22 protein-coding genes and 9 pseudogenes are annotated in these 26,825 nt (G+C 68.3%); 12 read left to right on the top strand and 19 right to left on the bottom strand.

What is annotated here, in order from left to right:
* Nucleotides 1-5: 5 nt before the first annotated feature.
* From OHS70_RS37045 to OHS70_RS37080, 8 genes and pseudogenes are all read right to left on the bottom strand, one after another.
* Nucleotides 6-818, bottom strand: a pseudogene (locus OHS70_RS37045) (IS5 family transposase).
* 160 nt (nucleotides 819-978) lie between these two features.
* Nucleotides 979-1,330: pseudogene (locus OHS70_RS37050) on the bottom strand (sigma factor); the annotation flags it as partial.
* A 64-nt stretch (nucleotides 1,331-1,394) separates the two neighbouring features.
* Entirely contained in the window at nucleotides 1,395-2,684 is a 1,290-nt protein-coding gene (locus tag OHS70_RS37055; protein WP_328404983.1) for an ATP-grasp domain-containing protein, read from the bottom strand.
* 164 nt (nucleotides 2,685-2,848) lie between these two features.
* Nucleotides 2,849-3,466, bottom strand: a pseudogene (locus OHS70_RS37060) (UdgX family uracil-DNA binding protein); the annotation flags it as partial.
* 84 nt (nucleotides 3,467-3,550) lie between these two features.
* Nucleotides 3,551-4,735, bottom strand: a complete 1,185-nt coding sequence (locus OHS70_RS37065) for a zinc-dependent alcohol dehydrogenase (RefSeq protein WP_328404987.1) — start codon at nucleotides 4,733-4,735, stop codon at nucleotides 3,551-3,553.
* On the bottom strand, nucleotides 4,723-5,157 hold the full coding sequence (locus tag OHS70_RS37070; protein ID WP_328404989.1) for a DUF6479 family protein: 435 nt from the start codon (nucleotides 5,155-5,157) through the stop codon (nucleotides 4,723-4,725). Before OHS70_RS37070 ends, OHS70_RS37065 begins: the two co-directional genes overlap by 13 nt.
* Nucleotides 5,158-5,405: 248 nt before the next feature.
* Nucleotides 5,406-5,960, bottom strand: a pseudogene (locus OHS70_RS37075) (NAD-dependent epimerase/dehydratase family protein); the annotation flags it as partial.
* A 136-nt stretch (nucleotides 5,961-6,096) separates the two neighbouring features.
* Complete coding sequence (locus tag OHS70_RS37080) at nucleotides 6,097-6,339, bottom strand: hypothetical protein (protein ID WP_328404991.1); 243 nt, start codon at nucleotides 6,337-6,339, stop codon at nucleotides 6,097-6,099.
* A gap of 404 nt (nucleotides 6,340-6,743) precedes the next feature.
* Between OHS70_RS37080 and OHS70_RS37085 the strand changes: the two genes are divergently transcribed.
* Nucleotides 6,744-6,947, top strand: a complete 204-nt coding sequence (locus OHS70_RS37085) for a hypothetical protein (protein ID WP_328404993.1) — start codon at nucleotides 6,744-6,746, stop codon at nucleotides 6,945-6,947.
* Nucleotides 6,948-6,953: 6 nt separating this feature from the next.
* On the opposite strand, the gene OHS70_RS37090 is transcribed toward OHS70_RS37085, so the two are convergent.
* From OHS70_RS37090 to OHS70_RS39230, 3 genes are all read right to left on the bottom strand, one after another.
* Nucleotides 6,954-7,358: a VOC family protein gene (locus tag OHS70_RS37090; protein ID WP_328404995.1), complete on the bottom strand. Its 405-nt coding sequence runs from the start codon at nucleotides 7,356-7,358 to the stop codon at nucleotides 6,954-6,956.
* A gap of 388 nt (nucleotides 7,359-7,746) precedes the next feature.
* Nucleotides 7,747-10,254: a SpoIIE family protein phosphatase gene (locus tag OHS70_RS37095; protein WP_328404997.1), complete on the bottom strand. Its 2,508-nt coding sequence runs from the start codon at nucleotides 10,252-10,254 to the stop codon at nucleotides 7,747-7,749.
* Complete coding sequence (locus OHS70_RS39230) at nucleotides 10,251-10,832, bottom strand: hypothetical protein (protein WP_443062779.1); 582 nt, start codon at nucleotides 10,830-10,832, stop codon at nucleotides 10,251-10,253. Before OHS70_RS39230 ends, OHS70_RS37095 begins: the two co-directional genes overlap by 4 nt.
* 1,024 nt (nucleotides 10,833-11,856) lie before the next feature.
* On the opposite strand from OHS70_RS39230, the gene OHS70_RS37100 reads away from it, so the two are divergent.
* From OHS70_RS37100 to OHS70_RS37115, 3 genes are all read left to right on the top strand, one after another.
* A complete protein-coding gene (locus tag OHS70_RS37100; RefSeq protein ID WP_328405000.1) occupies nucleotides 11,857-12,552 on the top strand; it encodes a histone protein in 696 nt (231 codons plus the stop codon).
* A 6-nt stretch (nucleotides 12,553-12,558) separates the two neighbouring features.
* A complete protein-coding gene (locus OHS70_RS37105; RefSeq protein ID WP_328405002.1) occupies nucleotides 12,559-13,521 on the top strand; it encodes an SRPBCC family protein in 963 nt (320 codons plus the stop codon).
* A 536-nt stretch (nucleotides 13,522-14,057) separates the two neighbouring features.
* The gene (locus tag OHS70_RS37115) at nucleotides 14,058-14,639 is read left to right on the top strand and encodes a hypothetical protein (RefSeq protein ID WP_328406209.1); all 582 of its coding nucleotides are present in this window, start codon (nucleotides 14,058-14,060) and stop codon (nucleotides 14,637-14,639) included.
* 379 nt (nucleotides 14,640-15,018) lie between these two features.
* Here OHS70_RS37115 and OHS70_RS37120 read toward each other — a convergent pair whose 3' ends face one another.
* The 4 genes from OHS70_RS37120 to OHS70_RS37135 form a co-directional block, all read right to left on the bottom strand.
* Complete coding sequence (locus tag OHS70_RS37120) at nucleotides 15,019-15,285, bottom strand: DUF4235 domain-containing protein (RefSeq protein ID WP_328405005.1); 267 nt, start codon at nucleotides 15,283-15,285, stop codon at nucleotides 15,019-15,021.
* Nucleotides 15,286-15,717 (bottom strand): DUF3618 domain-containing protein, encoded by a 432-nt coding sequence (locus tag OHS70_RS37125; RefSeq protein WP_328405007.1) that lies wholly within the window; start codon nucleotides 15,715-15,717, stop codon nucleotides 15,286-15,288. It lies immediately after the preceding gene.
* Nucleotides 15,714-16,130: a phage holin family protein gene (locus OHS70_RS37130; RefSeq protein ID WP_328405009.1), complete on the bottom strand. Its 417-nt coding sequence runs from the start codon at nucleotides 16,128-16,130 to the stop codon at nucleotides 15,714-15,716. Before OHS70_RS37130 ends, OHS70_RS37125 begins: the two co-directional genes overlap by 4 nt.
* A gap of 614 nt (nucleotides 16,131-16,744) precedes the next feature.
* Nucleotides 16,745-17,821, bottom strand: a complete 1,077-nt coding sequence (locus OHS70_RS37135; protein WP_328405011.1) for a YhjD/YihY/BrkB family envelope integrity protein — start codon at nucleotides 17,819-17,821, stop codon at nucleotides 16,745-16,747.
* A 1,044-nt stretch (nucleotides 17,822-18,865) separates the two neighbouring features.
* Between OHS70_RS37135 and OHS70_RS37140 the strand changes: the two genes are divergently transcribed.
* The gene (locus tag OHS70_RS37140; protein ID WP_328405013.1) at nucleotides 18,866-19,144 is read left to right on the top strand and encodes a GlsB/YeaQ/YmgE family stress response membrane protein; all 279 of its coding nucleotides are present in this window, start codon (nucleotides 18,866-18,868) and stop codon (nucleotides 19,142-19,144) included.
* A gap of 103 nt (nucleotides 19,145-19,247) precedes the next feature.
* On the opposite strand, the gene OHS70_RS37145 is transcribed toward OHS70_RS37140, so the two are convergent.
* Entirely contained in the window at nucleotides 19,248-19,649 is a 402-nt protein-coding gene (locus OHS70_RS37145; protein ID WP_328405015.1) for a DUF3662 domain-containing protein, read from the bottom strand.
* Between the two features lie 756 nt (nucleotides 19,650-20,405).
* Here OHS70_RS37145 and OHS70_RS39235 point away from each other — a divergent pair.
* Together OHS70_RS39235 and OHS70_RS37150 are read left to right on the top strand one after the other, a co-directional pair.
* A pseudogene (locus tag OHS70_RS39235) lies at nucleotides 20,406-20,474 on the top strand (hypothetical protein); the annotation flags it as partial.
* A gap of 168 nt (nucleotides 20,475-20,642) precedes the next feature.
* Nucleotides 20,643-20,919, top strand: a pseudogene (locus tag OHS70_RS37150) (ATP-binding protein); the annotation flags it as partial.
* 160 nt (nucleotides 20,920-21,079) lie between these two features.
* On the opposite strand, the pseudogene OHS70_RS37155 reads toward OHS70_RS37150, so the two are convergent.
* Nucleotides 21,080-22,111, bottom strand: a pseudogene (locus OHS70_RS37155) (CocE/NonD family hydrolase C-terminal non-catalytic domain-containing protein); the annotation flags it as partial.
* A gap of 78 nt (nucleotides 22,112-22,189) precedes the next feature.
* A complete protein-coding gene (locus OHS70_RS37160) occupies nucleotides 22,190-22,417 on the bottom strand; it encodes a DUF5133 domain-containing protein (protein ID WP_328405017.1) in 228 nt (75 codons plus the stop codon).
* Nucleotides 22,418-22,775: 358 nt separating this feature from the next.
* On the opposite strand from OHS70_RS37160, the gene OHS70_RS37165 reads away from it, so the two are divergent.
* The 4 genes and pseudogenes from OHS70_RS37165 to OHS70_RS37180 form a co-directional block, all read left to right on the top strand.
* The gene (locus OHS70_RS37165) at nucleotides 22,776-23,123 is read left to right on the top strand and encodes a PRC-barrel domain-containing protein (protein ID WP_328405019.1); all 348 of its coding nucleotides are present in this window, start codon (nucleotides 22,776-22,778) and stop codon (nucleotides 23,121-23,123) included.
* Nucleotides 23,124-23,333: 210 nt separating this feature from the next.
* Nucleotides 23,334-23,504 carry a hydrophobic protein gene (locus OHS70_RS37170; protein ID WP_328405021.1) on the top strand — a complete coding sequence of 57 codons (171 nt, stop codon included), beginning with the start codon at nucleotides 23,334-23,336 and terminating at the stop codon, nucleotides 23,502-23,504.
* 115 nt (nucleotides 23,505-23,619) lie between these two features.
* Nucleotides 23,620-24,354: pseudogene (locus OHS70_RS37175) on the top strand (GAF domain-containing protein); the annotation flags it as partial.
* Nucleotides 24,309-24,826 (top strand): annotated as a pseudogene (locus OHS70_RS37180) (PP2C family protein-serine/threonine phosphatase); the annotation flags it as partial. The pseudogenes OHS70_RS37175 and OHS70_RS37180, both read left to right, overlap by 46 nt.
* 312 nt (nucleotides 24,827-25,138) lie before the next feature.
* On the opposite strand, the gene OHS70_RS37185 reads toward OHS70_RS37180, so the two are convergent.
* On the bottom strand, nucleotides 25,139-25,579 hold the full coding sequence (locus tag OHS70_RS37185) for an SsgA family sporulation/cell division regulator (protein WP_328405023.1): 441 nt from the start codon (nucleotides 25,577-25,579) through the stop codon (nucleotides 25,139-25,141).
* Between the two features lie 635 nt (nucleotides 25,580-26,214).
* On the opposite strand from OHS70_RS37185, the gene OHS70_RS37190 reads away from it, so the two are divergent.
* Nucleotides 26,215-26,805, top strand: a complete 591-nt coding sequence (locus tag OHS70_RS37190; RefSeq protein WP_328405025.1) for a hypothetical protein — start codon at nucleotides 26,215-26,217, stop codon at nucleotides 26,803-26,805.
* Nucleotides 26,806-26,825: the final 20 nt, after the last annotated feature.

The following is a 26,825-nucleotide window of genomic DNA, read 5'->3' on the forward strand; positions in this document are numbered from 1 at the left end:
TCAGATCAGCACTGTTTTTTGATGCGCCGCCAGCAGATGATTGCGCAGCCGAGGGTGAGGAAGGCCTGGTGGATGTCGGCGCGGATTTCCCAGCGGATACGCAGTCGGCGGAACCAGCGCAGAAGTGCGAAGGCCGCTTCGACGACCCAGCGGTTCTTGCCCAGGCCGCTTCCGTGCTCGGTGCCGCGCCGGGCGATGAGCGGACGGATGCCCAGCTCACGGACCTGGCGGCGGTAGACGTCGTGGTCGTAACCGCGGTCGGCGTAGAGGACGTCGGGGGCGCTGACGGGGTCGTCCGCGCTTGCCGCGGATGGGCGGTACGGCGTGGATCAGGGGCAGGAGCTGGGTGACGTCGTTGCGGTTGCCACCGGTCACGGTGGCGGCCAGGGGTATGCCGTGGACGTCGACAATGACGTGGTGCTTGCTGCCCGTCCTGCCCCGGTCCACTGGCGAGGGCCCGGTGGCGTCTCCGCCCTTCAGGGCCCGCAGGTGGGAGCCGTCGACGGAGGCGCGGGACAGGTCCAAGGCGTCGCCAGCTCGGAGTTCGGCGAGCAGGAGTTCGTGCAACTGCTGCCACACGCCGGCCTCCTTCCAGTCGCGCAGTCGCCGCCAGCAGGTCATCCCGGAGCCGAAGCCCAGCTCCTGCGGCAGGACTCCCACCGGCTCCCCGTGTACAGCACGAACAGGATCCCGCACATGGCCCTGCGCTGGTCAAGCCGTTTGCGTCCGGGATAGCGGTAGCGCCGCTCCGCTGCCGGGAGCAGCGGTTCAATCCGCTCCCGCAGCCCGTCCTCGCCCTCCCACGGCTTGCGCTTCACCGCCCCAGAAGCCGTCGCACACCCCCGCACCCCGCCGACACCGATACGAGGAAAGCACAGGCTGACAGACAGTCATTCCCGGTAGCTCATTGTGTTAGGAGTCCTGAGCCGAGGACCCGAAACAGACAGGAGCGGCCGTTGGCCAGCATGGCGGGTCGGTGTCCTGATCAAGGTTGGGGCTGTCCAGGGAGGTTGCGCTGTACCCCGGCGGCGGCGATGAGGCCGTCTCTCACCTCTCCTTCGCTGCGCTTGAGGTGGGCGGCCAATTCGTCGAGAGTGGGGTCGCGGTCGAGCCGGGTGGCGAGGTGCTCTTTGGCTTTGGCGAGTTCTACGCGGAGTTCCTGCAGGCGGAGGGACGTGGATGTCCCAGCAGGCGTCGCGGAAGCAGCGCATGATTTTGCCGCGGATGTACGGCAGGGCGAAGGAGGTGAAGGCCACCCTCGGCTGATGTCGAGCCGGTCGATGGCCTTGATCAGGCCGATCGTGCCGACTTGCACGATGTCCTCGATCTCGCACGCAAGCCGCGTGTCCGGCCTGTGGCCTCGGTTCCCTCAGGCTTGTGGTGTTCTCGGCACCTCAGGCTTGTTGCGGCTCCTCGAACTCCATGACGGCGGCGAGGGCTTCCTCTGTTTCGAATACGGCAGTCCGGGTGGAACCGAGCACGGCGTAGCGCCACGTGCGGCCGTCGGAGGGCGCATCCTCGTAGAGCACCACTCCCGCGGCTCTCCCGGCCAGATCCCCCGGCCAGGACAGGCCGGCACGCTTCATCAAGCAAACGGCGTCCTCGAAGTCGTGGGGCGCACGTGTGCGTCGTCTGCCGAGCAGCCAGGCCGGAGCGTCCAGGCCCGCAGCACGGGCCAGACGGACCGCCATGAACTGCGTCGTGGTGGTGGCGGTGCGGCGGACATTGCTCTCCGTCGCGTAGAGCCTTCCGTCGGCGGCGAGGATCGCGTCCACCCCGTACGGTCCTGCGTAGCCCGATCGCTCCAGGTGGCCCCCCAAGGCCATGCCCCACCGTTCCAGCTCTGCAGCAACGGCCCCGCCGGACCCGGCCAGCGGTGAGACATAGCCGGTGTAGGAGCCCTGCTGGACGCGCATCTCTCCGGAGAACACCACTCGCGGCCCGGATGCGTCCAGGTGCATCTGGATGCTGACCGACCGGACGACATCGAGTCGCTCCTCCACCACCCACGTCCCGGCGGGCTCGTTCCGAAGTGGTGCCGGCGCTGTGTCCGCACGCGCGAGGAAGCACAGCCCGTGGCCGCCTGCTGAGCGGTCCGGCTTCACTACGACGCGCTCATACTCCCGAAGCATCGCGGTTGCAGTGGCTTCCAGGGTGTGCCCCTTGCACACCTGCCCCTCAGGAATGCGGATGCCCAGTTCGGCGGCGAGGGCGCGGAAACCGGTCTTGGTGTTGAGCCGGTGCACCGCGTCCACCGCGCTCGCACTCGGGCCTCCTGGGCCGTAGGGAGCCACCGTCACACCCAACCGTCGTGCGAGGGCGGCTGTGGACGCATCGAGGACGATGGGCAGGAGCTCCGCCCCGGGCCGCGCGGCCACCAGATCGAAGAGCGCGTCCATCAGTCTTGACCGGTCCAGGGCCTCCGCCATGGGCAGTCCCTCGACCGCAGGCGCCGTCATCACCGTCAGCGACCCGTACGGCACCCCCAGCAGCCCGCAGGCGTAGCGGCGGAACGTCTCGCTCGGCGCAACGGGCGTGACGAGCGCGTCTCCGGGCCGCAGGAGCCAGATCTTGCGGGGCGCCTGCCCTGCCCACTGGGTCAGGACGTCGTGGGCGGCGAGGCTGACTGCCACGTCGGAGAAGAAGTTCGCGTAGACGATCAACGGGCTGCGGTGCTGGTCCACGGAGCATCCCTACCCGCCACGACGCCCCTGGCTCTTCGGCGAGGACCCGACGGCGTCAGGGTCGCAAGGAGGAGACGGGATCGGGGTAGAGGTAGGTCATGGGTACCAACCAGCGGGAACCGGAACTGCCGCAGGCGAGGGGAGGGGTGTCGGCAGCGGTGATCGACTGCCGCAGGGGGAAGGCCCCGCTGCCCGAGCGTCGCCACCAACCCCCCGGCGAGCGCTTCAGAACCATCGGGGTCGTGGTCTGAGGGCCAGGGCAACAGGGCGCCTCGCTGTTCGCCCACCCGAAAGGACGGTCCCAGGAGCGCCTTGCCCGCCGTCGACCCGAGCACCACCACCGCCTCGGGGGCGACCACCTTCAACTCGGCCAAGAGCCATGGCCTGCATGCCGTCATCTCTCTCCAGGTCGGTGCCTTGTGGATGCGGCGCTTGCGGCCTTCGGGGGGCGTGAACTTGAAGTGCTTGACCGCGTTGGTGACGTAGGTCTGCCGCGGATCGATCCCCGCGTCCTCCAGCGCACGCGTCAGGACCTTGCCGGCCGGACCGACGAACGGGCGGCCCTGGCGGTCCTCCTGGTCGCCTGGTTGCTCCCCGACGATCAGGACGCGCGTGGAGCGGTCTCCCTCCCCGAACACTGTCTGGGTGGCGTCCTCGTGGAGTGGGCAACCCCGGCATTCGGCCGCGGCCCTCCGCAGGCCCGGAAGCCCCGCTCGTCGCCCGGGCAGGAACGGTGTGGCGTCGTACGTCTGCTCCGCTACGTCATCATCCGTACGGAACATGAGGCCTCCCTTCCTTGACCAGCACGGCTTCCTGATGGCTCATTGGCCTACTCGGCCGCTCCGGCTGCGTCGCGTCGCACGCCATCAGGGCTTCAACAGCGTTTTGATCATGCCGTCTTCCTTGGCCTGGAAGGTCTTGTAGGCCTGCGGGCCCTCTTCCAGAGGGAGTTTGTGGGTGGCGAAGGTCTCGACTCCGAGGGGGTCCTGGTCGTTGAGGAGGGGAAGGATGTCGTCTACCCAGTTCCTGACGTTCGCCTGACCCATCCGCAGTTGGATCTGCTTGTCGAACAGGGTCATCAGCGGCAGGGGGTCGGCGGTGCCGCCGTACACGCCGACGACTGAAACAGTGCCGCCCCGGCGCACGAGTTCGATCGCCGTGTAGAGGGCGCTGAGCCGGTCGAGACCTGCGTGTTCCATGAGGCGTTGGGCCACCGGGTCGGGCAGCAGCCCTATCGCCCAGTGGGCGGCCTTGGCGACCGGGGCCCCGTGGGCCTCCATTCCGACCGCGTCGATCACACCGTCCGTGCCACGCCCGTCCGTCAGCCCTCGGACCGTCTCCGCGAGGTCCTTGCCGTGGTTGCGCAGGTCGAGCGTGGTCACGCCGCGGGCGTTCGCCCGTTCGAGTCGTTCCGGCACGAGGTCCACACCGATCACCGTGCGGGCACCGCGGTGCAGGGCGATACGCGCAGCCATCTCGCCGATCGGACCGAGTCCGAGGACGGTAAGGGTGCCGTCAGGGGGAAGGGCCGCGTACTCGACCGCTTGCCATGCGGTGGGGAGCACGTCCGAGAGGAAGACGTAACGCTCGTCGGGCGGGCTGTGGGGAACCTTGACGGGCAAGGTGTCGCCGAACGGAACCCGCAGGAACTCGGCTTGGCCGCCGGGCACCTGGCCGTAGAGCTTGGTGTAGCCGAACAACGAGGCTCCCATGCCCCGCTCCTTGACCTGCGTAGTCTCACACTGCGACTGCAGCCCCCGGTCACACATGAAGCAACGGCCGCACGAGATATTGAACGGAACAACGACCCGGTCGCCGACGGTGAGTGCGGTCACGTCGGCGCCCGCCTCTTCGACGATGCCCATCGGCTCGTGGCCGAGGATGTCGCCCGGATCGAGGTACGGGCCCATCACTTCGTAGAGGTGCAGGTCGGAGCCGCAGATCCCGGTGGACGTGATCCGGACGATCACATCCGAAGGTTCCTTCAGGATCGGGTCGGGCACGGTCTCGACCCGGACATCACGCTTTCCGTGCCATGTCAGTGCACGCATGGTTCCTCCGCTGGTTCCTTCGCACAGCCGCCAAGCGATCCGCTGCCGAAGGCACCGCTGTCCTGGTCGTGCGTGCGCCGTTCCTCGGATCCAGGCCGACTGCTGTGGGGCTTGAGCTCGTGCCGCGTCAGGCGTGAGCCGGCGTCGGGAAAGGACGCACCGACCGGCTCGCGGTTGTGCTCGATGTGCGTACGGTGCCCAGGTGCGGTCGGCTGTTCCTCGGGCCGCGGCCGCGGTGGTTGTGTCCTACGGCGCCTGTTGGCGCACGGAATCACACCGATGAGTACCGCCACGGTGACGATGCGTGCGATCAGTAGCCCGATACCGCCCAGGACCGGATTGCTCGCTGCGCGCGAGAGAAGAGCCTGGCTGCTGGTGGGCACGTTCGTCCCTTCGCCGTGACCGTGGGCGGCCGAGCCCATCTGCTGGCTCCGCCCCGTCCAAGGGCGCCTGCCCCGGGAATCGAATGTGACACATGTCGCATTTGTCGCGGTGATGAACGTTCTCCCAGCATGCGCCCCCGAAGGCTCAGGCGGCTTCCCGAGCGGATCGGGACGCGAGCGGGGCGGTGTTCATGCCCGCCTGGGCGTGGAGCCCGTCCAGGAACTCCTGGGCCGCCTCAGCCGCCGTACGGCGCGGTTCCCAGTCGAGTTCGGCACGGGTGCGGGAGCTGCGGACCTTCCGCTGGACGCGGCCGTGCGAAGATCCGTCGCCGCTGCGACGCGGACTCCCGCTTGAAGAGGAACCCCGGTCGCATGCGGACACACGCATGGCGGTGTGGCGCTGCTCGTACGCGTCCAGGAAGCGTTCGAGGTAGGCCTTCTCACGGCAGTAGGCCGCTCCCGGCCAGCTCGCATCCACCGGACGGTCTTTCGGGCTCGGGGAGTACGCGCCGACCGACGAGGCGTGGACCAGCGCGGGTTCGCCTGACCCTGCTGCTGCCTCGAAGACGCGGATACTGCCCAGCACGTTCGTCCGCCACGTGGTCGTCGGGTCGTGCGTGGGCCGGCAACTTCCACGCCAGGTGAACGACAACGTCCGCTCCGGCGAAGAGGGAGACGAGCTCGGGGCCGCCGCCCGGGTCGATGTCCGCGGCCACCCATGCGGTTCCCTCGGGCTGCCAGCCCGGCGCCCGGGGGGGGGCGACGCCGAGGACCGACGCCACACAGGGATCTTCGGCCAGGGCCTGGACGACGCTCGTCCCTGCGTTGCCGGTCGCGCCGATGACGACGACCCGGAGTCCGCCGGATCCCTTTGTGCCGTGCGATGCGTTGCCGGTCGTGTCAACGGCCTTCCGCTAGGTTTCTCCCGGCACCGATCGGCTTCCCCGAGCCGTGAGGGGACACACTGGTGGTTGGTCTCTACCGCTCCTCCTGCGGCGGGCGAAGGTGGTCGCGGAGCAGTTCCCGTGCCGCGACGGCCGCCGCCCACTGGATCGCCTCCCGGTCCATGGTCTCGCCTGCAGGCGGCTCGGCGACGACCGCTCCGTGCGACCCGCTGAGAGCGACCCGGCCCTGCTGGGGCCGTCCTGGACCATGCGCCTGCTGGCCACGGATCTCACCGGACCAGACTCTTCCTCGCGCCTTCCGGGCCGCCTGCAGCACCTACCTGCTCATCCCCGGCACCGTCTCGCCTTCTCTCAGGCCGGACAATTCCTCGGCCACAACACCCACGCCGCGGCCGCAGGATGATCGACCGGCTCATAAGCTCCGCACTCGTCCGCAACGCCCGAAACGGCGGCTCATACAGCGAAAGGGCGACCAGTCACTCGAGCGGCTCCGGCACCTATTTCTCGGCCAGGGGCTTTCCCGCCAGCGGATCGCCGAGGCCCTGAGATCCACCGGCTCGGGCAGGGCCTGGCCGACTGGTCCCATCGCCGCGTCAGGGAACTGGCCGCAGCGGCCACCCGCTACGTCGTGGACCCGGCCCCGGGCGCCATTCCGCCTTCCTCGACCATCGACAGGACAGGGCGGGCGAACTCGGCGCACGACGTGAGCACGCCGAAATCATGCTCCTGTACAACCTGCGGCAGATCTGTACGGATGTCACGGGCGTGCGGCTGGGCTGGGAGATGGTGATCCAGGGGGCGCAGGCCGTCAAGGACGCCGAGTTGCTCGCTCTCGCGCGGTCGTGTTTCGAGGAGACCGAGCGGCAGATCCGGTGGGCGGCCGGAAAGCTCAAGGAGGTTGCTTCGCAGATCCTGGCTGCCTGACGTCCGTCACAGCCGTAATTCTCCCGACGTGTCGGGGGAGACCGCCAGCGAGAAGGAATGGCCCGCCGGGTCCGTGTACACGCGCTCGTCGCGGGGTCCGTGGTTGTCCCTTGCCGAAACCGGCCGCGCGCCGAGGCCGATCGCCTCCCGCTCCGCCTCGTCCATGTCGCCCCGCGCCACCAGGATGCGCAGGTGTGCCTGCTGCGCGTCCTCCGGCCGGGGCCAGCTTGGCGGGGCGTACCCGTGGTCGCGTCGCATCGCCAGATGGACGCCCTGCTGTCCCAGCACTTCCACGAAGTCGGGGTCGCTGCCGACCCGTACCTCGGCGGAGAGTAACCCCGCGTAGAACTCGGCCAGTTCGGTGGGCTCGGCGGCGTCGAGAACCAGGACGCTCATCTTTTGAACCGTCATACGACCCGGCTACCCCCGGCCGCCGGTCGCATACCGCAACGACCGCGGTGGGCGACGGAGCGGGGGCCTGCGGGTGAGCCGCAGACTGATCGAACCACATGGCGAGCTTCGGGTGCCACAGCAGGGCTGGAACGTGTTGCTGTCCTTGCGCAGCACCTTGGCGGACTTCCAGGTGGCTCCGTCGTCGTACGACACCGACACCTTGGCGCCGGCCATCGCGGTGGAGCCGGTCCGCCCTTGGCCCTGGTGCCGTCCACGGTGAGGGTGAAGGGCAGGCCCGCCCGCGCCTGGTTAAGCTCGTTCAGCGGCAGGTCGTAGTCGAGCACGACCACCGGCAGGGGCTCGCAGTCCTTGGGGGTGGGAACTGAAATTCCCCTCATTGACGGCCTCAGGCATCAGGTGACGCGCCGCCGTCGGCGGCACGCAGGCCACGGTCGGGGCCCCATTCGGTGAGCAGCAGGGCGATGTCGTCCGCTCGGTAGGAGGAGCCGCGGGCGTTGTGCAGGAGCCGGTCGGCGAGTTCGTCGAGCGTGTCCGCGCGGGCGTGGGCCAGGGATGCTCGCAAGCGGTCGATCCCCACGTCGATGTCGACTCCGGGTTCCTCGACCAGGCCGTCGGTGTAGAGGGCGAGGACGGATCCCGGCGGGAGAGTGATCCGGGTCGTGGGATATGCGCTTGCGCGTTCCACTCCGAGGACGGGGCCGATGTCCAGGTCGAGGGCGTCGGTCGTGCCGTCGGGATGGCGAAGCAGGGGTGGGGGGTGGCCGGCGGTGACGGCGTGGGCGTGGTGACCGTGGGGTTCGAGGCGGATGTAGCAGCAGCTGGCCAGCAGGGGGGAGTCGAGGTCGATGAGGGTTCGGTTGACGCCCGCCATCACATCCCCAGGTGTATGGCCCACTGCTGCGAAGGCTCGTACCGCACTGCGCAATTGGGCCATGGTGGCCGCGGCGGCGATGCTGTGCCCCTCCACGTCTCCGATGACGAGACAGGTCCCGTTGTCGGTGGGGATGACGTCGTACCAGTCGCCGCCGATGTCCATTCCGCTGGTGCCGGGCAGGTAGCGCGCAACGACATGGATTCCAGGGATTACCGGCAGCCGGTGCGGCAGGAGCGCCTGCTGCAGGCCGCGCGCGACGGCGAACTCCGAGTCGTACAACCGCGCTCTTTCCAACGCCTGGGCGATCAGCCCGGCCAGGGCAGTCAGGACGCCGCGGTCCTTCTCCGTGAACCGATGGACCTCGTCGAAGCCGAGGACGCAGGTGCCCACAGGACGGCCGGAGGCGATCAACGGCAGATATGCCCAGGAACTCACTTCGCCCGTGGGGATGCCCGGATAACCCCGGGACAGGTCCTGCTGCGACTCGATGAACAGCGGCGCGCCAGAGGTCAGGGCCTCGGTGCCGGGCAGGCGGGCGTGCAGCGGCATGCCCTCCAGCCAGTCGAGGAAGTCTTCGTGGTGGCCGGTGTGAAAGAGCCGGTGCATCGCTTTGTCACGAACCACGTAGATCGCCATCTGCTGGCCTCCGAAGGCCGGCAGAAGCTGGTCGCCGACGGCCTCGCAGACCTCGCGTGCGGTGACCGCCTCAGTCAACGCGCTCCCCAGCTGCAGGACGTGATACATGACGCCCAGTCGCGCCGGCGGAGCGGTGGGTGCTGCCTCGGCCGTAAAGGTGGATGGTGTCGGGGTCGGGTGCGGCTGACCCAAAGGCACCACCCGGCCGGTCGCCCCGTCGGCCTCCGGGTGGAGGGAGAAGGCGAGCCACTGGTCGGGCGGTCGGCGGGCCAGGAAGGAGGACGGCGTCTGCGAGATCATCGCGGACCGGTGCCGGTACTCGATGTCGGGGTCGGACAGCCATGGCAGCACGTCCCAGAGAAACCCGCCCAGCACCTCATCACCAGAAACGCCCAACAGTCGCAGGGCGCTGCGATTGGCATAGGTGACCCGCCCGTCGGGAGCGAGGGAGAACAGCCCGTCCCGCAACCGCTCGACCGCAGCTACAGCCGCACGGCCGGCCCGGGCGTCCACAACCGCGCCCACCAGGTGGGTGCCTGCCCGCGCGTCGTCGGCCGCCGGCACGCGGCCCCACAACTCGACCGTGCGACACCCCTCGCCGTTGCCGCCGTCCCGGCTGTCCCGTACGCGCAGGCGCCTCGCGGTGATCCGGCCCGCGTCGGCTGCCTCCCTGGCCCCGGCCCGGAAGGCGACACGATCGCCCGGGTGCAGGCAGGAAGCAAGCGTTTCGGCCCGTCCGTCGAAAGCATCGGGGTCGAGACCGAAGATCGCACACAGCTCGTCGTCCACAGTGAAGGTGCCCAAGGCGAGGTTCCAGTCGAACAAGCCGACCCGCACGGCCGCTGCCGAGGGAGCCGGGGTCTCGACGGGAACCGTCCCCGGCTCGCACTCGACCGGATCACCGGTACGGGCGCGCAGGGCGGCAAGGGAGCCCCCGAGCCGGTTCGCGACGGTCCGCATCTGGCGCCGCTGGGCCTTGGACAGCCCTTCACTGCCCGGTGAAGCCGCCCAGACGACCGCCAGCGAACCGAAAGTCTTCCCACGCGCACCCACTGGCACGGAGCAGGAACCGAAGGCATACGGCAGAGCCACCGCGAGCTGGGGATACCGCCGCATCGTCTCCTCCGCGTCGGCCAGATGGACGGTGCGCCCAGAGCTGTATGCCACGGCGACCGGAATGGGACTGCTCACCGGGATGAGGCGCCAGCCACCGAGGAGGGACGGCGGCGTCCCGCACGTCGCGGCGAGCACGATCGACCGGCGGTCGCGGGAGCGGAGGAAAATGCTCCCCGCGTACGCGCCGGTTCCTTCGACGGCCTCGACGACGGCCGCGGCGAGCAGATCCTCACGCTCCACCGGTACGCCGATGGTCATTCCGCTCATGCATCCAGTGTGCGCAGGTCACGCCGACAGGGCCCAGCGTGGCAACTCGGCGATACGCAGCGGTTACAGACTGCATGGGCGGTCCCGTCCCGGCCAGCGGCCGCCGGCTCCAGGGCGGGTTCAGCGTCCGAGGGATGGTCGGCGCTGAAGGCGGGACGGGCCGCTGACGAAGGAGACCAAGGCCGCCTCGCCCCATCCGACCAGTGCCGATCCCTTCCGGTCCCGAGAGGGTGCCATCCCCGACCGCCGCCACCGCGGGTGCGTGAGGCGACCTGGACGGGGAACTCGAGCCAGCGAAGCCAACGATTCGCGATCTTAAGGATCCGGCCATGACGATGGCACGAGACATCATGACAGCCGGCGCCGAGTGCATCGGCGAATCCTGCCAGAGCCGGATTCAGGCGTACGCCGACACCTGTTTCAGCGCGGTCGACCCGGGCAGGGCTCCTGGCTTTGCGGACCAGCGCCTTCAGATCGTGGTCCAGCACCAGACGCACGCCGGCTTTGATCATCAGCCGTTCGTGCCGGGCGACTTCGACTCCGTCGTCATGGACCACCAGATCAGAGGCGTGCAGCATCACCCGCACCCGCCTTCCGATCAGCCGCACCGGCACCGAGTAGGACCACTGAGCAGGCGACAGCGCCTTTTGAGGAAATCCGAAGCGCCGTCGACGGTGACAAGACCGGCGACCTGGGGGAAGTCGGTGCGCGCGAGCAGAAGTGCGGTCATCGCGCCCCAAGAGGCCTCGACGACCACATAGGGGGTCGTTCACCCGCTGCGGCGAGCACCGCTCGCAGGTCCCTGGCACCGTCTTCTGCCGTCGTGGGCTGTGGGACTCGGGTCGAGGGGCTCAGCGACACCGACGGCCTCGTCGAAACCCGCCACCACCCCATTGGTGCCTCAACACGCTGCTGCACACTCTCGACGAACCGCGCCGGTCCTCAACGACACCTGCCGGTGGCTCCTGCGCGACACCCCGCCGACCACGACGACGTCGCGATCCTCATCGCACAAGCCATGCCAGCACGTTGACGCGGGCCGTGTCCTCCCGGCCGTAGCCGCGTTGGTGGGTTCGACGCGTGCATTGGCTTGGGCCCCACGGCGGGCCGGTGCGCCCAGGAATGCTCGTCCTGCGACCACGAGATGACGTTTGCGGCCGTTGACGATCCAGCCGCCTGGGCGGTTTCGCGACTGTCCAGGTCAGCTTCCGCGACGGATCTGCGTGGCGGACGATGTTCGGGCACCCGTTGGCCGTGGTCCCGTAGAGCCGGCCCACAAACGATGCGTCTGCCCGTAGCTGCGCTAACGCTGCCCGAAGGCCGTGGGCGCTTCTCAGGATGCGACCGACACGATTCGGGCGAGACTGGTGAGTACAGGACCGGCATTGGGCGGTGGCTCTCATGCCGAGGCGGCCGCCCCTCGCGGCCTGAAATCTCCGGGCTGTTGATGGCCGGCCCCGCCCGAAGTGAGCAGGATCAGGTGCCCCCTTCGTTGCGCTCCCAAAATCGTCCCCAGTGGCCGCCGTTGGGGCAGAGACCACTGACAGCAGCAGTCTGCGCGGCACAGGCGGGTCCCGCGGGAACGATAGAGGTGACGTGCGCATGGACGATCAGACCAAGATGGCGCTTGCAGGGGCCATAGCAGGCGGTTACGTGCTGGGCCGTACGAAGAAGGGGAAGCTCGCCCTGAGCGTGGCGACATATCTGGCGGGCAGGCGGTTCGGTCTTGAGCCGCGCCAGCTTGCTGCTGAGGGGATGCGCAGGCTGGGGGAGATTCCGCAGGTCGCCGAACTGCAGGACCAGCTGAAGGGGGAGTTCCTCGAGGCCGGCCGCAAGGCAGTGACGGCTGCGGCCACTCGCGGCATGGGGACGCTCGCGGACACGCTCCGTGAGCGCACGGCCAGCCTCGGCAAGGAGGCGGAGGAAGAGCCGGAGTACGAGGAAGAGGAAGAGCCGGAGGAGGAGTACGAGGGAGAGGAGGACACGGAAGAGGAAGGGGAGGAGGAGGAAGAGGAGGAGCCTGAACCCGAGCGCCCGCAGCGCCGGAGAAGCTCCCGGAGGCCGGCTCGGCCCGAGAGGGGTAGCGCGTCAAGGCGAGAGAGGGCCCCCTCTGCCCGGAGTTCCTCCGGGCCGAAGGAACCATCCCGGAGGAGGAAGTCCTCTGCGACGAAGCCGGCCGCGAAGAAAGCAGCCCCAGCCAAGAAGTCTGCCGCCAGGAAGCAGGCTCCCGCAAAGAAGGCGGCGTCTTCAGGGCGGGCTGCGAAGAAGACCTCCAAGCGCGCCGATCACCGGAGGTAGCCCGCCATGGCAGGGAAGGAGACGAAGCAGGCACAGACGCTGGAGTCGGGGGTGGGCGGACTGCGTGAGGCGCTGTCGGGTTTCGTCGGTTCACAGGTGGAACGGCTCGCGGAGAAGGCCGGCGACAAGCTCACGGACGTCACGGGGCAGCTCACCGATGTCGCGGACAACGGCGGCTCACTGCTCAAAATCGGCTCACGCATCCTCGAGGGCGAGTCCCCCGTGAAGGCGTTCCTGTCCGAGAAGGCCAAAGGCCTCAGGGACAGTGTCGTGGACAAGGCCAAGGAGGCGTTCGGCGGCGGCAAGGGCAAGTCCAGCAGCAACAAGAGCATGAACATCATTGAGGTCCTCGACGTCGGCGTGCCCCTGCGCACGGCCTACGACTGCTGGACCCAGTACGAGGAGTTCAGCAGCTTCACCAAGGGCGTTCACAACGTCTCGATGAGCGACGAGATGACCAGCGACTGGAAGGTCAAGGTCGGCCCCTCCTCCCGCAGTTTCAAGGCGACTGTTCATGAGCAGATCCCGGACGACCGGATCGTCTGGACCTCCGAAGGCGCCAAGGGGACGACCAACGGTGCCGTGAGTTTTCACGAACTGGCGCCGACGCTGACGCGGATCGTCCTGGTCCTGGAGTACTACCCGTCCGGGTTCTTCGAAAAGACCGGCAATCTTTGGCGGGCCCAGGGCCGCCGGGTTCGGCTGGACTTCAAGCACTTCCAGCGGTACGTCACTCTCACCGAGGAAGAGCCGGAAGGCTGGCGCGGCGAGATCCGGGACGGCGAAGTCGTCATGTCGCACGACGAAGCGATGGAAGAGGAAGAAGCAGCACAGGCCGAGGGGCCGGAGAGTGACGGCGAGTACGAAGCCGCGGAAGACGAAGAGGGCGATGCTGAGGACGAAGAGGAAGGGGACGTCGAGGAAGACGAATGGGAGGACGAGGCCGTCGATGAGGACCGGGAGGAATGAGGATGCGAACCGTGAACGGCGGCAGCAGCTAACCACGTTGACGACCGATGCCGTGCCGTGAGGGCATCACCGACCCTCATGACGAATCCGGGGAGCGACCCGCAGGCGCCGGATGTTCCAGCCCTGTAGTTCACTACTGCGGGAGGCGGCCAGTGGGGTGCTCCCTTCACTCTGTCAGTCAATGCTGGTTGCAGACGTAGGGAGCTCAGGACGCGGATGAAACTCTGGCTGAGCGGTGGCGTGCGTCGCGGAGAGGGCCTCCTGCCCGGTGGAGGCTTGTCAGGGCTTGTCGGTAGGAGGCGATGAGGCCGGCCTCACGGTAGGGGATGCCCAGCTCGCTGTTTACGCCGAAGGCGACCTCGACTGGGTCGTCTCGGTCGACTCCACCATCGTCCGATCCCACCGACACGCCGCCGGAGCCCGCCAAAAGGGGCCCCGGCCGACGAGCGGGACGATCATGCCATCGGACGCTCACGCGGCGGACTGCCAGGCGGCTGCTCGAGCACTGCCCGGAACTGGACCGAACCCACGACCTGGTGCGTCAATTCGCCGCCATGCTCGACGCCCGCGACGCCGCCCCGCCGGCGGAGTGGCTCGAGCAACTCACGACCGCCCGCCTCCCAACCCTGGCCAGCCTGGCCAACGCCATCCGCGAGGACCAGCCCGCAGTCGTGCAGGGCATCACCACCCCGTTCAACTCCGGCGTCAACGAAGGCCGCATCACCGACCTGAAACTCCAGAAACGGATCATGGCCGGCCGCGGGGAGTCCCGCTGCTCCGCCACCGCGTCATCCTCATGGCCCTGCTCCGACGCCGCCACCTGTGACGGAGCGTCACCGGCGCACGGTGGCACACTCCAGCTCCACGGAAATCTTGCCAGGGCCAGCCGAGCCTGTACGCCGACAACCGTCGCCGTAGGGCCACGTGGTGACGCGCAGAGCCGCGCCCGGGACTTCAGCAACGGTCGCCGTGGAAGCCGTCAGAGCGCGACGCAGCTGTTCCGCCTCCCGCTCGACCAGGGCGGCGAGGCAGGTCACCGCGTCGGCACTGAAGAGGACCTCCTGAGAGTCTGGGACGGACGTCTGCCAGGGCACGGCCGGGCAAGCGGCTATCGGTGAAGCGCCTTGTCCAACTGGGGAGTTCAAGTCCGTTGGCACTCGCCGTACCGGCGAGGAACGAGCAGGTGGTCTCCCCGTGAAGGAGTGGGACGCGGGTCGATGGTCGCCGGGTTTCAACGGCTTCGCCACCGCACGACTCCGCCGGGGCGCATTGGTCGCGCCCTCTGGGTCATCGACAGACCGTGGCACACCCGACCATCGGGGGCTGAAGCGGGCGTCGTGCTGTGACGGTGACCGCCGCGGCGGTCACCGTCACAGCCGAATCGGCGAAGAAGACCGCGGCAAACCCGGGCTCCGTTTTCGGCTACACCACCGCGCCCGCCGGCACCAACACAACCATGCGCGCGCTGTGCGTTACTGCTGCCGGTGGTGTGGAATGTCAGTCGGGCCAGGCGCCGGTGAGACGGTGCAGGGTGGCGGCGCCGCCGCGGTCGACCGCCGCCTTGACCCCGGCGAAGATCGCACCCTGGAGGGTGGCGGCGGTCAGGACCTCCGGCCAGCTGCGGTCCCTGTCGGTGGCGTCGGGGGCATCGTCGTCGTGACCGAGTACCTTCCACGCCTGTTTGAAGACTGCGCCGGCCACGGCACCGCTCACGGCGCCGAGCGCCAGGCCGACCGGCTTGTAGGCGACTTTGGACGCTTTCATTCAGCACCTCCTGCTGTGCCTGGCGAAGAAGACGACGGCGAGCGCGCCCACAGCCGCGGCGATCAGCAGGCTGCGTCCGCTGCGCGCGGACTGGGCCACCTGATAGACCTTCTCCCGGGTCGGCTCCGACGCCCTGTCCTGGATCTTGTCTCCCAGGACGTGGGCGGTCTCGGTCAGCTGCTGCCTGGCGTGGGCTGCCTTCTCGCGTACCGGTTGGGGAGTCTTGTCCTGCGCGACATGCAGAGCGCGGGCGGCCTTGTCCTGGATCTGACTCTTGACCTTCGCTGTCTTCTGCCGTGCCTGGGCTTTGACGTCGGACTTGGCGGTCAGAGCCGCGACAGTCTCGCCGAGTTCCTCGCGGGTTTCCTTCACCTGATCCCGCAGTTCCTCGGGAGTGGGGGTGGAGTCGTTGTTCTGGGACTGGTCCGTCATCGGTGTGCCCTCTCCTTGACTTCGGCCACGTCTGCCTTGACGCCGTCGACGGCCTGCTCGGGTGCGGGTGGGCCGGCCTGGCTGACCTGCTTCTTGCCCACGCCGGCGAGCACGCCGGTTACCGCCGCAAAGACGGCGGTCACGGTCAGCGCCGAGACCCACAGCGGCCACAACAGGTCCAGCGCCACTATCGCGGTGGCCGCGAGTGCCTGCAGGGCGATGAAGCCCATCACCCCGGCTCCGCCGAACAGGCCGCCGCCGATCCCGAACCGTTTGCCCTTCTGCTGCATCTCCGCCTGCGCCAGACGCAACTCCTGGCGCATCAGCCGGGAGATCTGCTCCGATGCCTGCTTGACCAGCTCGCCCACCGATTCCTCGGTGTCCGAGCCCGGCGGGCCCACTGACCTGGTCATCATTGTCACCTGCCCCTCTCTGTTGGCGCCCGGGGCTTCAGACCTTCGTGTCGTGTACGGGTCGTTTCCAGGCGGGTACCCGAACCCCATCGCCGCACTCAGTCGCAGAAGGATCCCTTTGGTCGGGGTGCGTGGTGGACCAGCCAGGCACTGGCGATGCCGATGACGGCGCCGGCCGCGAATGTCGCTGGGTAGTGGGCTGTGGTGTGGACGCGCTCGATGGCCACCAGAGTGAGGTGGGGCTACTGCGGCGGTGAAGTCTATGGCCACGGTGTGCCCGGAGGGAGGGAAGAGCTGCCCGGCAGGTCTTCGACGTCGTGGTGCGGGACCAACTGCTCTGGCGGCCTGCGCCGTTCGGACAGACGCTTGCACACCGCGTTGGGTGAGCTCTCCGGTCGCGGCCATGGTCATGGCGGGCGCAATCAGAGTTTGCTTCCCTGGGCCGTGGCCTCGACCGCTGGCAGCAGCGGCCGCGCCCAGGGCGGGTCCAAGGAGGCGGCCCGGCACGTCAGCTGGCGGTCGTGGCGACGGAGGACGAGGCGCATGATCACCTGCTTCCCCTCCTGCGCCCTCCAGCGCCGCAGCTCACAGGCTGCGCGGGTCGATGGGCTGCCTCACGAATCGCCCGTCTCGCTGCGGTTCGCATCACTCCATGTGCGGGTGTCCCGGGGCTCAACATAGGGCTCCTCTTCGGCGGGGTGCCCGCCGACGATCGCGCGTTCGCGCGCCAGCTCGGCATCGAACTCCAGGCCGAGCAAGATCGCCAGGTTCGTGATCCACAGCCATACCAGGAAGATGATCACCCCGGCCAGGGTGCCGTAGGTCTTGTTGTAGGACGCGAAGTTCGCCACGTACAGCGCGAAGCCCGCCGAAGCGATCATCCAGATCACCAGAGCCAGGAAGCTGCCAGGAGTGATCCACCTGAATCCGCGGACCCTTGCGTTCGGTGACGCCCAGTACAGGATGGCGATCATGATAGTGACGAGCAGGACCAGGACCGGCCACTTAGCGATTGACCACACCGTCAACGCCGCATCGCCTATTCCCAGAGCGGTGCCGACCTGCTTGGCGAGGGGGCCGGTGAGCACCACGATCAGCGCGCTGATGCAGGCAAGGATCATCAGCGCCAGCGTCAGACCCAGCCGCAGCGGGGTGACCTTCCAGACCGGCCGGCCCTCGGAGACGTCGTAGACGGCGTTGGAGGTGCGGATGAACGCGGCAACATATCCGGAGGCCGACCACAGAGCCACCACCAGCCCAACAATTGCCAGGACCGATCCGGTGCTGCTGCTGGACTGCAGCTGGGTCACCGCATTGGTGATGATGTCCCGGGCCGAGCCCGGCGTGAGCTTCGTGAGGTGGTCCAAGACGCTCTTCGTTGCCGACTCGCCCGCGATACCCAGCAGGGACACCAGTACCAGGAGGGCTGGGAATAGGGCCAGGATGCCGTAGTAGGTCAGCGCCGCCGCCCGGTCGGCGAGCTCATCGTCCTTGAACTCGGCGACCGTCCGCTTCAGCACCGCCCCCCACGACTTCTTGGGCATCTCCGTAGGTCGATCCGGAGCATTCCGCTCCACCGGCGGATCCGGCCCCACGCCGCCGCGCTCATCATCCAACCTGCGGCCAACGCTCCGCTGCCGGCTGCCTTGCTGGTGCTGGTCATCCCGCTTCCGCTGCCACATCGGTGCCATGCCGCTACGGGTAACCGCAAACCTCGTGTCATGAACGTCCCATTTTCATATGTTCGCCCCTGGAGTTGGAAAAGCTATTGAGACCTCATTTTTCGATTCTGTGGACATGCAATCACTGACCGCAGTCAGGCGGCAGAGAATGGTCGCCCGGGGAGGGTTTGGGAATCGACCGCGGCCGGTACACAGGGTGTCCAGCGGGAATGCTGGGGAGCTGGGAACGTCACTGTCGGTGACCGTCGCGGAGAGTGAACGGGTGTTCTTCGTATTGGTCGAGCGCCAGTACCAGACCGAGGAAGGAGGGGCATTGCACCGCGATCACTGCCAATGGCCACCTGTCAGCGCAGATCGTCCGGTGCGTCGGCAGGGCCCGGGATGTGTGAAGGGCCACATGCGGGGATGAGAGAGCGTCAGCGAGTTCGGCGAGCTCTCGATCGCGGTCCTGGGCCACGGGCTGGGTTGTCAGGTGTCGGCGTACGGACGTCTGCAAACGGTCTCGGAGGTCGGTCATCCATTTCGCCTCCCCCTGTTGGCTGAATGCGGTGCCAGCCGGGAAGGCGTTGTGCTCCTCCGCCCGTCTGGGAAGCGGCTCAGTCGGCGCGACAGGGCGCCGCTCTGACTGCACAGGCGCGTTTGCGGTTCGGGGCCGGGGGATTTTGTTCTAGGCAAGGAGTGGGCCCCTTGGGCCTCCGCGGTCGGGTAGGAGCTGTGCTCTTTCAGTGCTGGCTGCAGTTCGATAACAGGGAAACCCGCCGATGGCCCGGACGCGCCCAAGCCGGGGGCGCTGGCCAGGTGCTCGACGGGTGTTCCCTGACATTGGGGTCACCCGCGGTCGTTCGGTGAGCTGCTCGACGACTGCTCCGGCGAGAAGTCCACGCCCTCGTCCGGTCACGAGATAGGCGCCGCCAAATCAGGCGAGGACGGTGGTGGTGGCGCGGAGTCCCGGACTGCGTCACTCGGTGGGCCTGATCGGGAGGTTTGAATCCGATTACGCGGCGCAGTCGCTAATTGACTCCGTTGTATATCCCGATACGGGAGAGGATCATCATGGGCATCATCGCCTGGATACTCATCGGCTTGCTTGCCGGAATGATCGCGAAGCTTCTGATGCCTGGCAAGGACCCAGGCGGCATCGTCATCACCATGCTCATCGGTATCGCAGGAGGCCTTCTGGGAGGCTGGCTCGGCAAGGTCATCTTCGGCGTCGACTCGATCGACGGGTTTTTCGATCTCTCCACGTGGGTCGCGGCGATCGTCGGCTCCCTGATCCTTCTCGCCCTCTACCGGCTCTTCGCCGGAAGTAGGCGCTCCCACCGGCACGTCTGACGAGGGCGTGAAACCCGCAGAGACGAGAGGCGGAACCCGTAGCCGGCAGGGACACCTCGGCGCGGTCGGGTCGGGCCTTGAAGCGTTCGACCGCGTCGGGTGCCTACTCGCTCGCCGAAGGGAACGCATCGGCACGTATGTGGGCCATGGCGCGGCTGGCGACGCGGTACCGGCCGTTGGGCAGATGGGCCGCCGACGTCACCCGTACCGTCAGCGGGCCGGCCCATTCGTATCCTCGGCGCTCGCCATGCCGCGCGAGACTGTCCATGAGCGCCTGCCCTACCTGCCGCGCGTGCCGGGACAGTTCCTTGTGCAGGCCGCTCTCGATTTCGATCTCGTACGCGTTGGGTGCCACCACCCGGGTGCGGCTGCACACCACCACGTGGTTGTCGCACTCGCCCCGGAGCTCGTCGAGCAGCTCGACCGGTTCGCTGCGGAAGAACTTCGCGACCAAGGCGTCCTGCCAGTCTTCGAGTGCCTGTTCCCACTGCTTCAGAGGTGCCATGGCACTTCGCGTGCCCCGGGCACCGCCTGATCACGCCCGCACCTGGATGAGCCCGGGCCCGGATGAGGAACTGCGGTGTTCTCAAGCGGCATCGAGCGCATGCCCGGACGGTGCAGGGCACCGGCTGGTGTCCGAACCTCTCGCGGCCCGCCATCTGCTGTCCTTCCCGGGCCGTGGTGCATCCGGTCGGCTCAACGACGCGGGACGCAGACCAACACCGCCTGCGCACAGCAGCTGGGCAAGCCGATGCGGTGTTTCGAGGCTGGGTGCGTCGCGGTGGGCGAGTCGGCAGGTCCCCCGCGGGAGTCGAGTCCGGCGCGGCCAACGTGGCCCGGCCGCTGCTGCCGATCTTGCCGCCGCAGCAGCGCCAGCTTTTCCAGGCAGGCCGGAGTTCAGGTGGAGTGGCGTTCCACGACGGTGAAGAGTCCGCCGTCCGGGTCCCGCAGCGTGACCCAGGTGTCGGTGCGGGACGCTTCTACGGCCGAGACGGCGGTGCCCCCGTTTTGGTGGCAGCGCGGAGGGCGCAATGGACGTCACGGACGAGGAAGTGCACGTGCCAGCGGGGACGGACCTGGGGATCCGGCGCCGCCTCGACAGCGCCGCCGGTGATCCGGGCGACGGCGGCGCCTTCGCGCCGCAGGATGAAACGAGTACCCGCTATTGCATGGTCACTATCAACTCCACGTCCGGGGGACTTTCGCCGCCGACCTCGCGGCCGGGGTGGGAACACCCGCCGCCATCGTCTTCAGCCTGATCGTGATCGGACTGCTGGTGCTGCCCGTGTGGATTGTCCGGCAGGTGGGTGCGCGCCGACGGCGCGACCGGCCTCCGCGGGCGGATGTGCAGCCGAGGCGGCCTGACCACCAGCCACTACGAGATCCGCTTGGAGCCCGACGAGTTCGATCCGGAGGGGGGCCGCGAGGTGCCGCCACTTTGAAGTCGAACGCCTGCCCGGCGTCCGGGACTTCCCGGACGCACTGGCCCGCACCTGGGTCTGGCGGGCGTCTGGACGACTTCGCCCTTGCTGTCGCTGAGCTGACCACCAACAGCGTGGTGCACGGCGGTGGACCAGGCGCCGTGTGGCTCTGGGAAGAGAGCGGACAGATCCTGTGCGAGGTGAGATAAGCGGGGCACCTGAGTGACACTGGCGGAGGGTCGCCCACCCCCGCGCGACCAACTCGGCGGACGAGGGCTTCTGATGGTCAATTACCTGACCGACCTGGTACGCGCCCACACCGGCCCGGACGGCACCGCGATCCGCTTCCACGTCGGAAGCTGGGCGGAACGCAACCTTGTTGGCCGACGCCACGGTTCGCGGGCGTACAGCTGGCGGGGTGGGTACCCTCCTCTGCACTGTTACGGACCGCCGGCTGAAGGCGGCTGCACACCTCGGGATCGTCGCCGTCAGCGCCCACGCCGGCCCCGTGCTCCTACAACAGGTCGCGAGGCAGTGTCTCGTTCCAGGTACGGGAGAAGACCCGGCGGCCGTTCTCAAAGCCGTCCAGGGCGCCATCGACGAAGACTCGGTCTCGTTGGACGTCAGCGCGGTGCGGGTCTCCACCCGCACGTCCCAGTTGTCCCGACAAAACCGCACGGCCCAAGCCGTTTCCCCGCCGACCGAGGTGAAGTGGTCGGCGACGGCGGCGTACCGCTCGTAAGCCCGCGGACCGACCTCGAGGCCGATGTCGTCGTCGCGCACCCTGCCGCGGTCCTTGACGATCTCGAGCTCGGAGTTGTAGCCGACCAGGTCTCGTTTGACCTCCCAGCGTTGCTCCGGAGAGGTCAGCTGGGTGGTGGCCGGGGGGCGGTGCCCTCGGGCTCGCCGAACGGGCGCTGGGGAAGGTGATCGGGCCCCCTTGTCGGGCGCAACGGCAGCGTCAGCGCGCTTGGGTCCTTGTACACGCTCAACAGCACCGGCCGCGGCGGTGGCCAGGCGAGCGGCCAGTAGGGGGTGGACAGCGACAGCCGGATGCGGTGTCCGGGGGAATGCCTGGGTCACGCCGTTGAGGTGGACCGTGGCCCGGTACCGCGCGCCGGGTTCCAGGGGGTGGGGGGCCGGTCCCGTTGGGGTGGGTGAGATTGAGCAGGCCGTACGTGACGCGGGTGGCGCTGCCGTCGGGGGCCACGTCCGACAGCCGGGCGGCGACCATGGCGACCGGTTCGCTGACCGACAGCTCCAGTTCGACGCTCGGAGAGCCGAGGATCTCGACGCGCTCGGTGAGTTCGTCAGGGTCGAAGACCAGTGAGCGGCCGTCCTCCTCCCGCTGGTCGTAGGGCCGGTCCGGCGGCGCGTTGTACGAGGCCCACCTGCCTGCGAACTGGCCGACGGACAGCGGCGACTGCACGATCAGGACGTCCTCGTTCGACGTCGTCTCACAGGGGGTGCCGATGCGGTGCCGGCTGAGCGGGTGGGCGGTCGGCTCCACATATGGTGAGGGCCAGGCCCGCTCACCGGTTGTCCTTGGGCTTGGGTGTCCTTGTGTCCGGGGCGTTCCGATACCCGCCGCGCTGCGGCCGGCTCCGCAGCCGGGCTGGGCCGGTCACGCGCTGAGCCAGGAGTCGTCATCTGGGCGGACACCAGGGAGCCCGTGGCGGGCCGCGACGAGAGCGGTGTCGATGTCGCCGGTGCCGGTCGATACGCACAGGATGTACGCGCGATCGTCCATGCGCTGTCGCGCCTGCGATGACCCTTCCTCGGCACGCAGCACACGCAGCGCGTCGTACTGCTCGATCAGATTGCGCAGGACGACAGGATGAGCCATCAGCACAGGGCCTCCTCAAGGCAATTGCCGCAGCAGAGCGGGTTGTCCCCCGGCTACCCCCCGCCTCCCACGACATGCCGTCACCATCACGGGGATGTACTTTCCCCTTCTCCAGGTTGTCGACCACGGTTCCCCTGCGATTTCGGCGGCTGTGGCGACGGGCGTACATTGTGCCCGGGAGTGATTTCGAGACGCGCAGGCAATCACGCCTCCCACGATGGCCGTCCCGGTTCCGTCCGAAGAGAACTTCGAGTGCTGTGTGTTGGCTCCGTAATGCTGGGCAGTCGAACGGACGAGGAGCGAGCGCCGAATTGCGGCGGACGTTCTCGCGGCTACAACATCGTGGACAGAGGAGTCATACTTCATGAGCGACATCTGGGGCTACCAGCCGACGACCGGCTACACCGCGGGCACCAGCCTGGTCGGTTTCAAGGTCGAGGCGACCGACGGAAGCATCGGAAAGGTCGACAAGCATTCCGATGAGGTCGGATCGTCGTACCTGGTCGTCGACACCGGAGTCTGGATCTTCGGCAAGCACGTACTGCTTCCCGCCGGCACCGTCACCCGCGTCGACGCCGCCGAGGAAAAGATCTACGTCGAATGCACCAAGGACCAGATCAAGGACGCCCCCGAATTCGACAAGGACAAGCACCTCAGCGACCTCGGGCACCGTCAGCAGACCGGCGACTATTACAGCCGCTACGGCAGCTGACATTCACGGGAGACGTGGGGGTGGGGCCGGCAATCCGGCCCCACCCCCACTTTCATGCGGCCACTTTCCTGTGGTCCGTCTCGTACGAGTCCTTTGCGGAGCGCTGGACGCAGGCCACCCGAATTCCCTCGGAGCGACGTACGAAACACATGGAAACGAGCACATGGAAGGTTAATCGAGGGGCACATGAGGTCCTGGAGGTTGATAACTATGGTTCCCCTGATACTCGTTCTCCTGCTGGCCCTGATTCTCTTCGGTGCCGGATTTGCCCTGAAGGCACTGTGGATCGTGGCGGCCGTCGTGCTCGCTGTGTGGCTGCTCGGTTTCGTCATGCGCTCCGCCGGAACGGGAGGAAGTCGCAGCCGCTGGTACCGCTGGTAACAGCACCGGCCTGAAACGTCGGGCGGTCCCGGACATCCATGTCCGGGACCGCCCGACGTCGTATGCATGTGCCGACCCTGCATCGACCGCCGGCCACCATCGGCAGGGCCGAGTCCTGACGCGGCAGGTACGGGCCATCGCGGAGGTGACCAGCGCTGTGGCGGAGGGCGATCTGACCCGCTCCATCACCGTGGACGCTTCCGGTGAGGTCGCCGAACTCAAGGACAACATCAACTCGATGGTGGGGTCGCTGCGGGAAACGACCCGAGCCAATCACGAGCAGGACTGGCTGAAGACGAACCTGGCGCGCATCTCCGGCCTGATGCAGGGCCATCGGGACCTCACTGTCGTGGCCGAGACCATCATGGATGAGCTGACCCCTCTGGTGGCGGCTCAGTACGGAGCTTTCTATCTGGCCGAGGACGGCGACCAGGGCGTGGAACTGAGGCTTGTCGGCTCCTACGGCCGCCCCGCGGGATCCACCCGGGACACACGATTCAAGCTGGGCGAATCTCTGGTCGGCCAAGCCGCGCGCAGCCGCCGCGTCATCGCCGCGGACGATGTTCCGGCCGGCTACGTCACCCTCTCGTCCGTCCTCGGCCACACCGCACGGGGCAGCTTGATCGTGCTGCCGATTCTCGTCGAGGACCAGGTCCTTGGTGTCATCTGCTGGCCTCAGCGCCTTGCGCCGCAACCGCCCCAGATCCAGCGTCAGGTGGAGGCTCTCGCCGAACTGTGCGCCCATACGCTGGAAGCGCACACAGCGGCGGTCATCGGCCCCCTGGGCGTACCCAACGCGCTGAAGTCGGTGACATCGCAGGCCACGGCATCGAGGCAGCGACCAGCATGATCGTCCTGCGCAACGCCCTACGTGGCCTGGCTGTCACCGGCGCGGGCCCCGCACAGCTTCTGACCTGGCGCACCATCTGACCGAGCCGGTCACCGCCACTGCCGTCTGCGGTCTTTACGATCCCGGCCGCCGTATTCTGCGCTGGGCCCGTGCCGGTCACCTTCCGCCTGTCCTGGTCAGCGAACAGCAGGCCACGACCCTGCCGCTCATCCGGGGCATGCTGCTCGGCGCCGTCCCACACGCGGACTACGAGGAAAGCGAAGTACAGCTCGGAGCGGGCGCCACGTTGCTGATGTACACCGACGGTTTGGTCGAGAACAAGGACTCCTCCCTCAACGACTTGCTCCAGCATCTGATCGCCACGGCGAGTGGTTCCGCCCGGTCGCTGGAACAGCGGCTGGACCGCCTGCTGACGCACAGCAGGGCCAACACCGACGACGACACATGCGTCATCGGCCTCCAGGTGGAGTGAAAAAACCGCCCGACGTTGGGCACGCCGGCACATGCGGCGTAGACGGTGCGCCAGTCGTGGAACCGAATGAAGCCGAGGCCCCTGGCCGGCCCCTGCCGGAAGAGGAGGTCGTCGTCCGCCGCGTCGAGGCGGGCGGCAGGGTGCGAATCGGCCGCGTCCAGCAGATGGTTTCGGGCATGGTCGGCGACGACGTTCAACCGCGGCGAGCCCGACGCATCGCCTGCGCGTACGCGCAGGCGGACCAGTCACTCGACGGCGCGCTGCCACATGTGGTCGTTGGTGCCGTCGTCGAGGTTCCGGGCGGTCTGCGATTCAGGTGTCAGCGAGTAGCCGCTCGAAGGGCTTCCAGTTCAGGCGGGTGTCTTCGGTGCCTGGAGGAACAAGGGAGTGGGTCAGGGTGAGCCACTCCAGCAGCGGCGGGGTGTCAATGCGGAACAGGGCACGCTCCGTGGCAGGGCCGATCTGCAGCAGCGTGTAGGAGGGGCCGGCCGGGCCGGGCGCGGGCTGTACCTGCACATCGCCGTCTCCGGCCCGGGTCCGGGTGCCGCGTGCGAGGAGGCCCCGCTCCACGTACCAGGAGATGCCGAGGCCGCGGTCGGGAACCGGATGGAACGTGATCTGCACCGCATACGGGTCCTGGACCGTGTATTGGAAGGAGGTCGGGATGGGAAGGAGCGTGCCGACTCGGACCTGCGTGGCTTCGGTCCACCAAATGGCTTCTTTCGCTTCGCCTTGCGCTTTCTCCTGGCTCATTGCCTCCCGCTTCCCTAAGCAGTTGCGCCACCTGTCACGGCTACTGACGTGCCATCCGTCTGCCCCGTGGCCACCGGGCCACACCCCGTCACCGAGGAAGTGAGCCGACGTTCGGCCGTCCACGCCCATGCCCGCCGTGTCCGCTCGTCGACTGGCCGATCAGGTGGGGGTCGCCGCGCCGGTGAGCCGCCGGGCCGTGGAGCACGGAGAGATCCCATCACGGGATCGCCGTCCCTGGAGGACAACAAGATTGCAGGTCACAGAGTTTCGTCGCCCGGCCAATCCCCGGCGACGGCTGGCGCGGCTCGCCCTGCCCACGGCCACGGTCAGCACCGCCACCGGCCGGCCCCGGGCCCCTGCTGTGCGAGGCGGGCAACGTTGTGCTGCGGGGACGCCCCAGCGTCCCGCCACCGTCCACTACCTGCGCACGACCGGAGCCATCTGGTGGGAGGCCGGCACTCGTCGCCCACGAGGACGACCCCACCTCGGCGGGCCGTCTGACGGGACACCACCGCATCGGGCCGACTCACCGCCCGGGACCGCACTGCTAGGCACAAAAACGTGCTGCCCAACCGGCTGCTGGGTAGCTCATAGTGGAGCGGACATCCTACTGATCAACCGAAACGGACGGCCCTGTGACGACCGCCTACAGCGAAACCAATCGTGCCCCTGGCGCCGAACGCGTCCCGGGACGGTCCTGGACCGTGCGTCTGACCGGCCACGGCGACCGCACCGCCGCCGTCACGTGCTCCACCGCCGCCTGCCGGATGCCGCTCCGCTCCAAGGACCTGGTCACGCTGCGCTCGTTCGCCGCCCAGCACGCCGCCGCACACGCCAAGGCGGCCACCCTGCGGCCCAACGCCGCCTGCCACTGCCGCGCCGAGCGCTGCGCCGCCCACGAGGACACCAAGGTGCACTGCACCGGCGCCGTCGTGCTGATCCTGCGCCACGATGCGACGATCGGCCGGGTGTGGAGCGTCGAAGAGGTCTGCGAGACCTGCGCCCCGCTGATCCCCCATGCCAGAACCCTCGCCCGCGCCGCGCGACCGCGGCCCGCCACAACCGAGACACCCCCGCCCGCAGCGAATGTCCCGGCAACCGCACGCGCCGGGGTACCGGGCGGCTTCTCCTCCCCGTCCGCCCCAGCCGACGGCGACCCCCCGCGACGCCGGCCGAACCAGGGGCCACGCCGTCCGCGCCGTCCGGGCGGCGGGCAGGCACGCTGACCACGGCGTGATGTGCGGGG

The sequence above is a fragment of the Streptomyces sp. NBC_00390 genome, from assembly GCF_036057275.1.
GTDB lineage: Bacteria > Actinomycetota > Actinomycetes > Streptomycetales > Streptomycetaceae > Streptomyces.

Bases quoted from the DNA above. Each gene is read 5' to 3' on its own strand.
- OHS70_RS39230 (WP_443062779.1), bottom strand. From the start codon at position 10,832: ATGCTGCACGCCTCTGATCTGGTGGTCCATGACGACGGAGTCGAAGTC.
- OHS70_RS37070 (WP_328404989.1), bottom strand. From the start codon at position 5,157: ATGGGCTCGGCCGCCCACGGTCACGGCGAAGGGACGAACGTGCCCACC.
- OHS70_RS37090 (WP_328404995.1), bottom strand. From the start codon at position 7,358: ATGACGGTTCAAAAGATGAGCGTCCTGGTTCTCGACGCCGCCGAGCCC.
- OHS70_RS37120 (WP_328405005.1), bottom strand. From the start codon at position 15,285: ATGAAAGCGTCCAAAGTCGCCTACAAGCCGGTCGGCCTGGCGCTCGGC.
- OHS70_RS37125 (WP_328405007.1), bottom strand. From the start codon at position 15,717: ATGACGGACCAGTCCCAGAACAACGACTCCACCCCCACTCCCGAGGAA.
- OHS70_RS37130 (WP_328405009.1), bottom strand. From the start codon at position 16,130: ATGACCAGGTCAGTGGGCCCGCCGGGCTCGGACACCGAGGAATCGGTG.
- OHS70_RS37085 (WP_328404993.1), top strand. From the start codon at position 6,744: ATGCTCCTGTACAACCTGCGGCAGATCTGTACGGATGTCACGGGCGTG.
- OHS70_RS37095 (WP_328404997.1), bottom strand. From the start codon at position 10,254: ATGAGCGGAATGACCATCGGCGTACCGGTGGAGCGTGAGGATCTGCTC.
- OHS70_RS37165 (WP_328405019.1), top strand. From the start codon at position 22,776: ATGAGCGACATCTGGGGCTACCAGCCGACGACCGGCTACACCGCGGGC.
- OHS70_RS37135 (WP_328405011.1), bottom strand. From the start codon at position 17,821: ATGGCACCGATGTGGCAGCGGAAGCGGGATGACCAGCACCAGCAAGGC.
- OHS70_RS37140 (WP_328405013.1), top strand. From the start codon at position 18,866: ATGGGCATCATCGCCTGGATACTCATCGGCTTGCTTGCCGGAATGATC.
- OHS70_RS37100 (WP_328405000.1), top strand. From the start codon at position 11,857: ATGGACGATCAGACCAAGATGGCGCTTGCAGGGGCCATAGCAGGCGGT.
- OHS70_RS37185 (WP_328405023.1), bottom strand. From the start codon at position 25,579: ATGAGCCAGGAGAAAGCGCAAGGCGAAGCGAAAGAAGCCATTTGGTGG.
- OHS70_RS37105 (WP_328405002.1), top strand. From the start codon at position 12,559: ATGGCAGGGAAGGAGACGAAGCAGGCACAGACGCTGGAGTCGGGGGTG.
- OHS70_RS37145 (WP_328405015.1), bottom strand. From the start codon at position 19,649: ATGGCACCTCTGAAGCAGTGGGAACAGGCACTCGAAGACTGGCAGGAC.
- OHS70_RS37170 (WP_328405021.1), top strand. From the start codon at position 23,334: ATGGTTCCCCTGATACTCGTTCTCCTGCTGGCCCTGATTCTCTTCGGT.
- OHS70_RS37065 (WP_328404987.1), bottom strand. From the start codon at position 4,735: ATGCGTGCACTGACATGGCACGGAAAGCGTGATGTCCGGGTCGAGACC.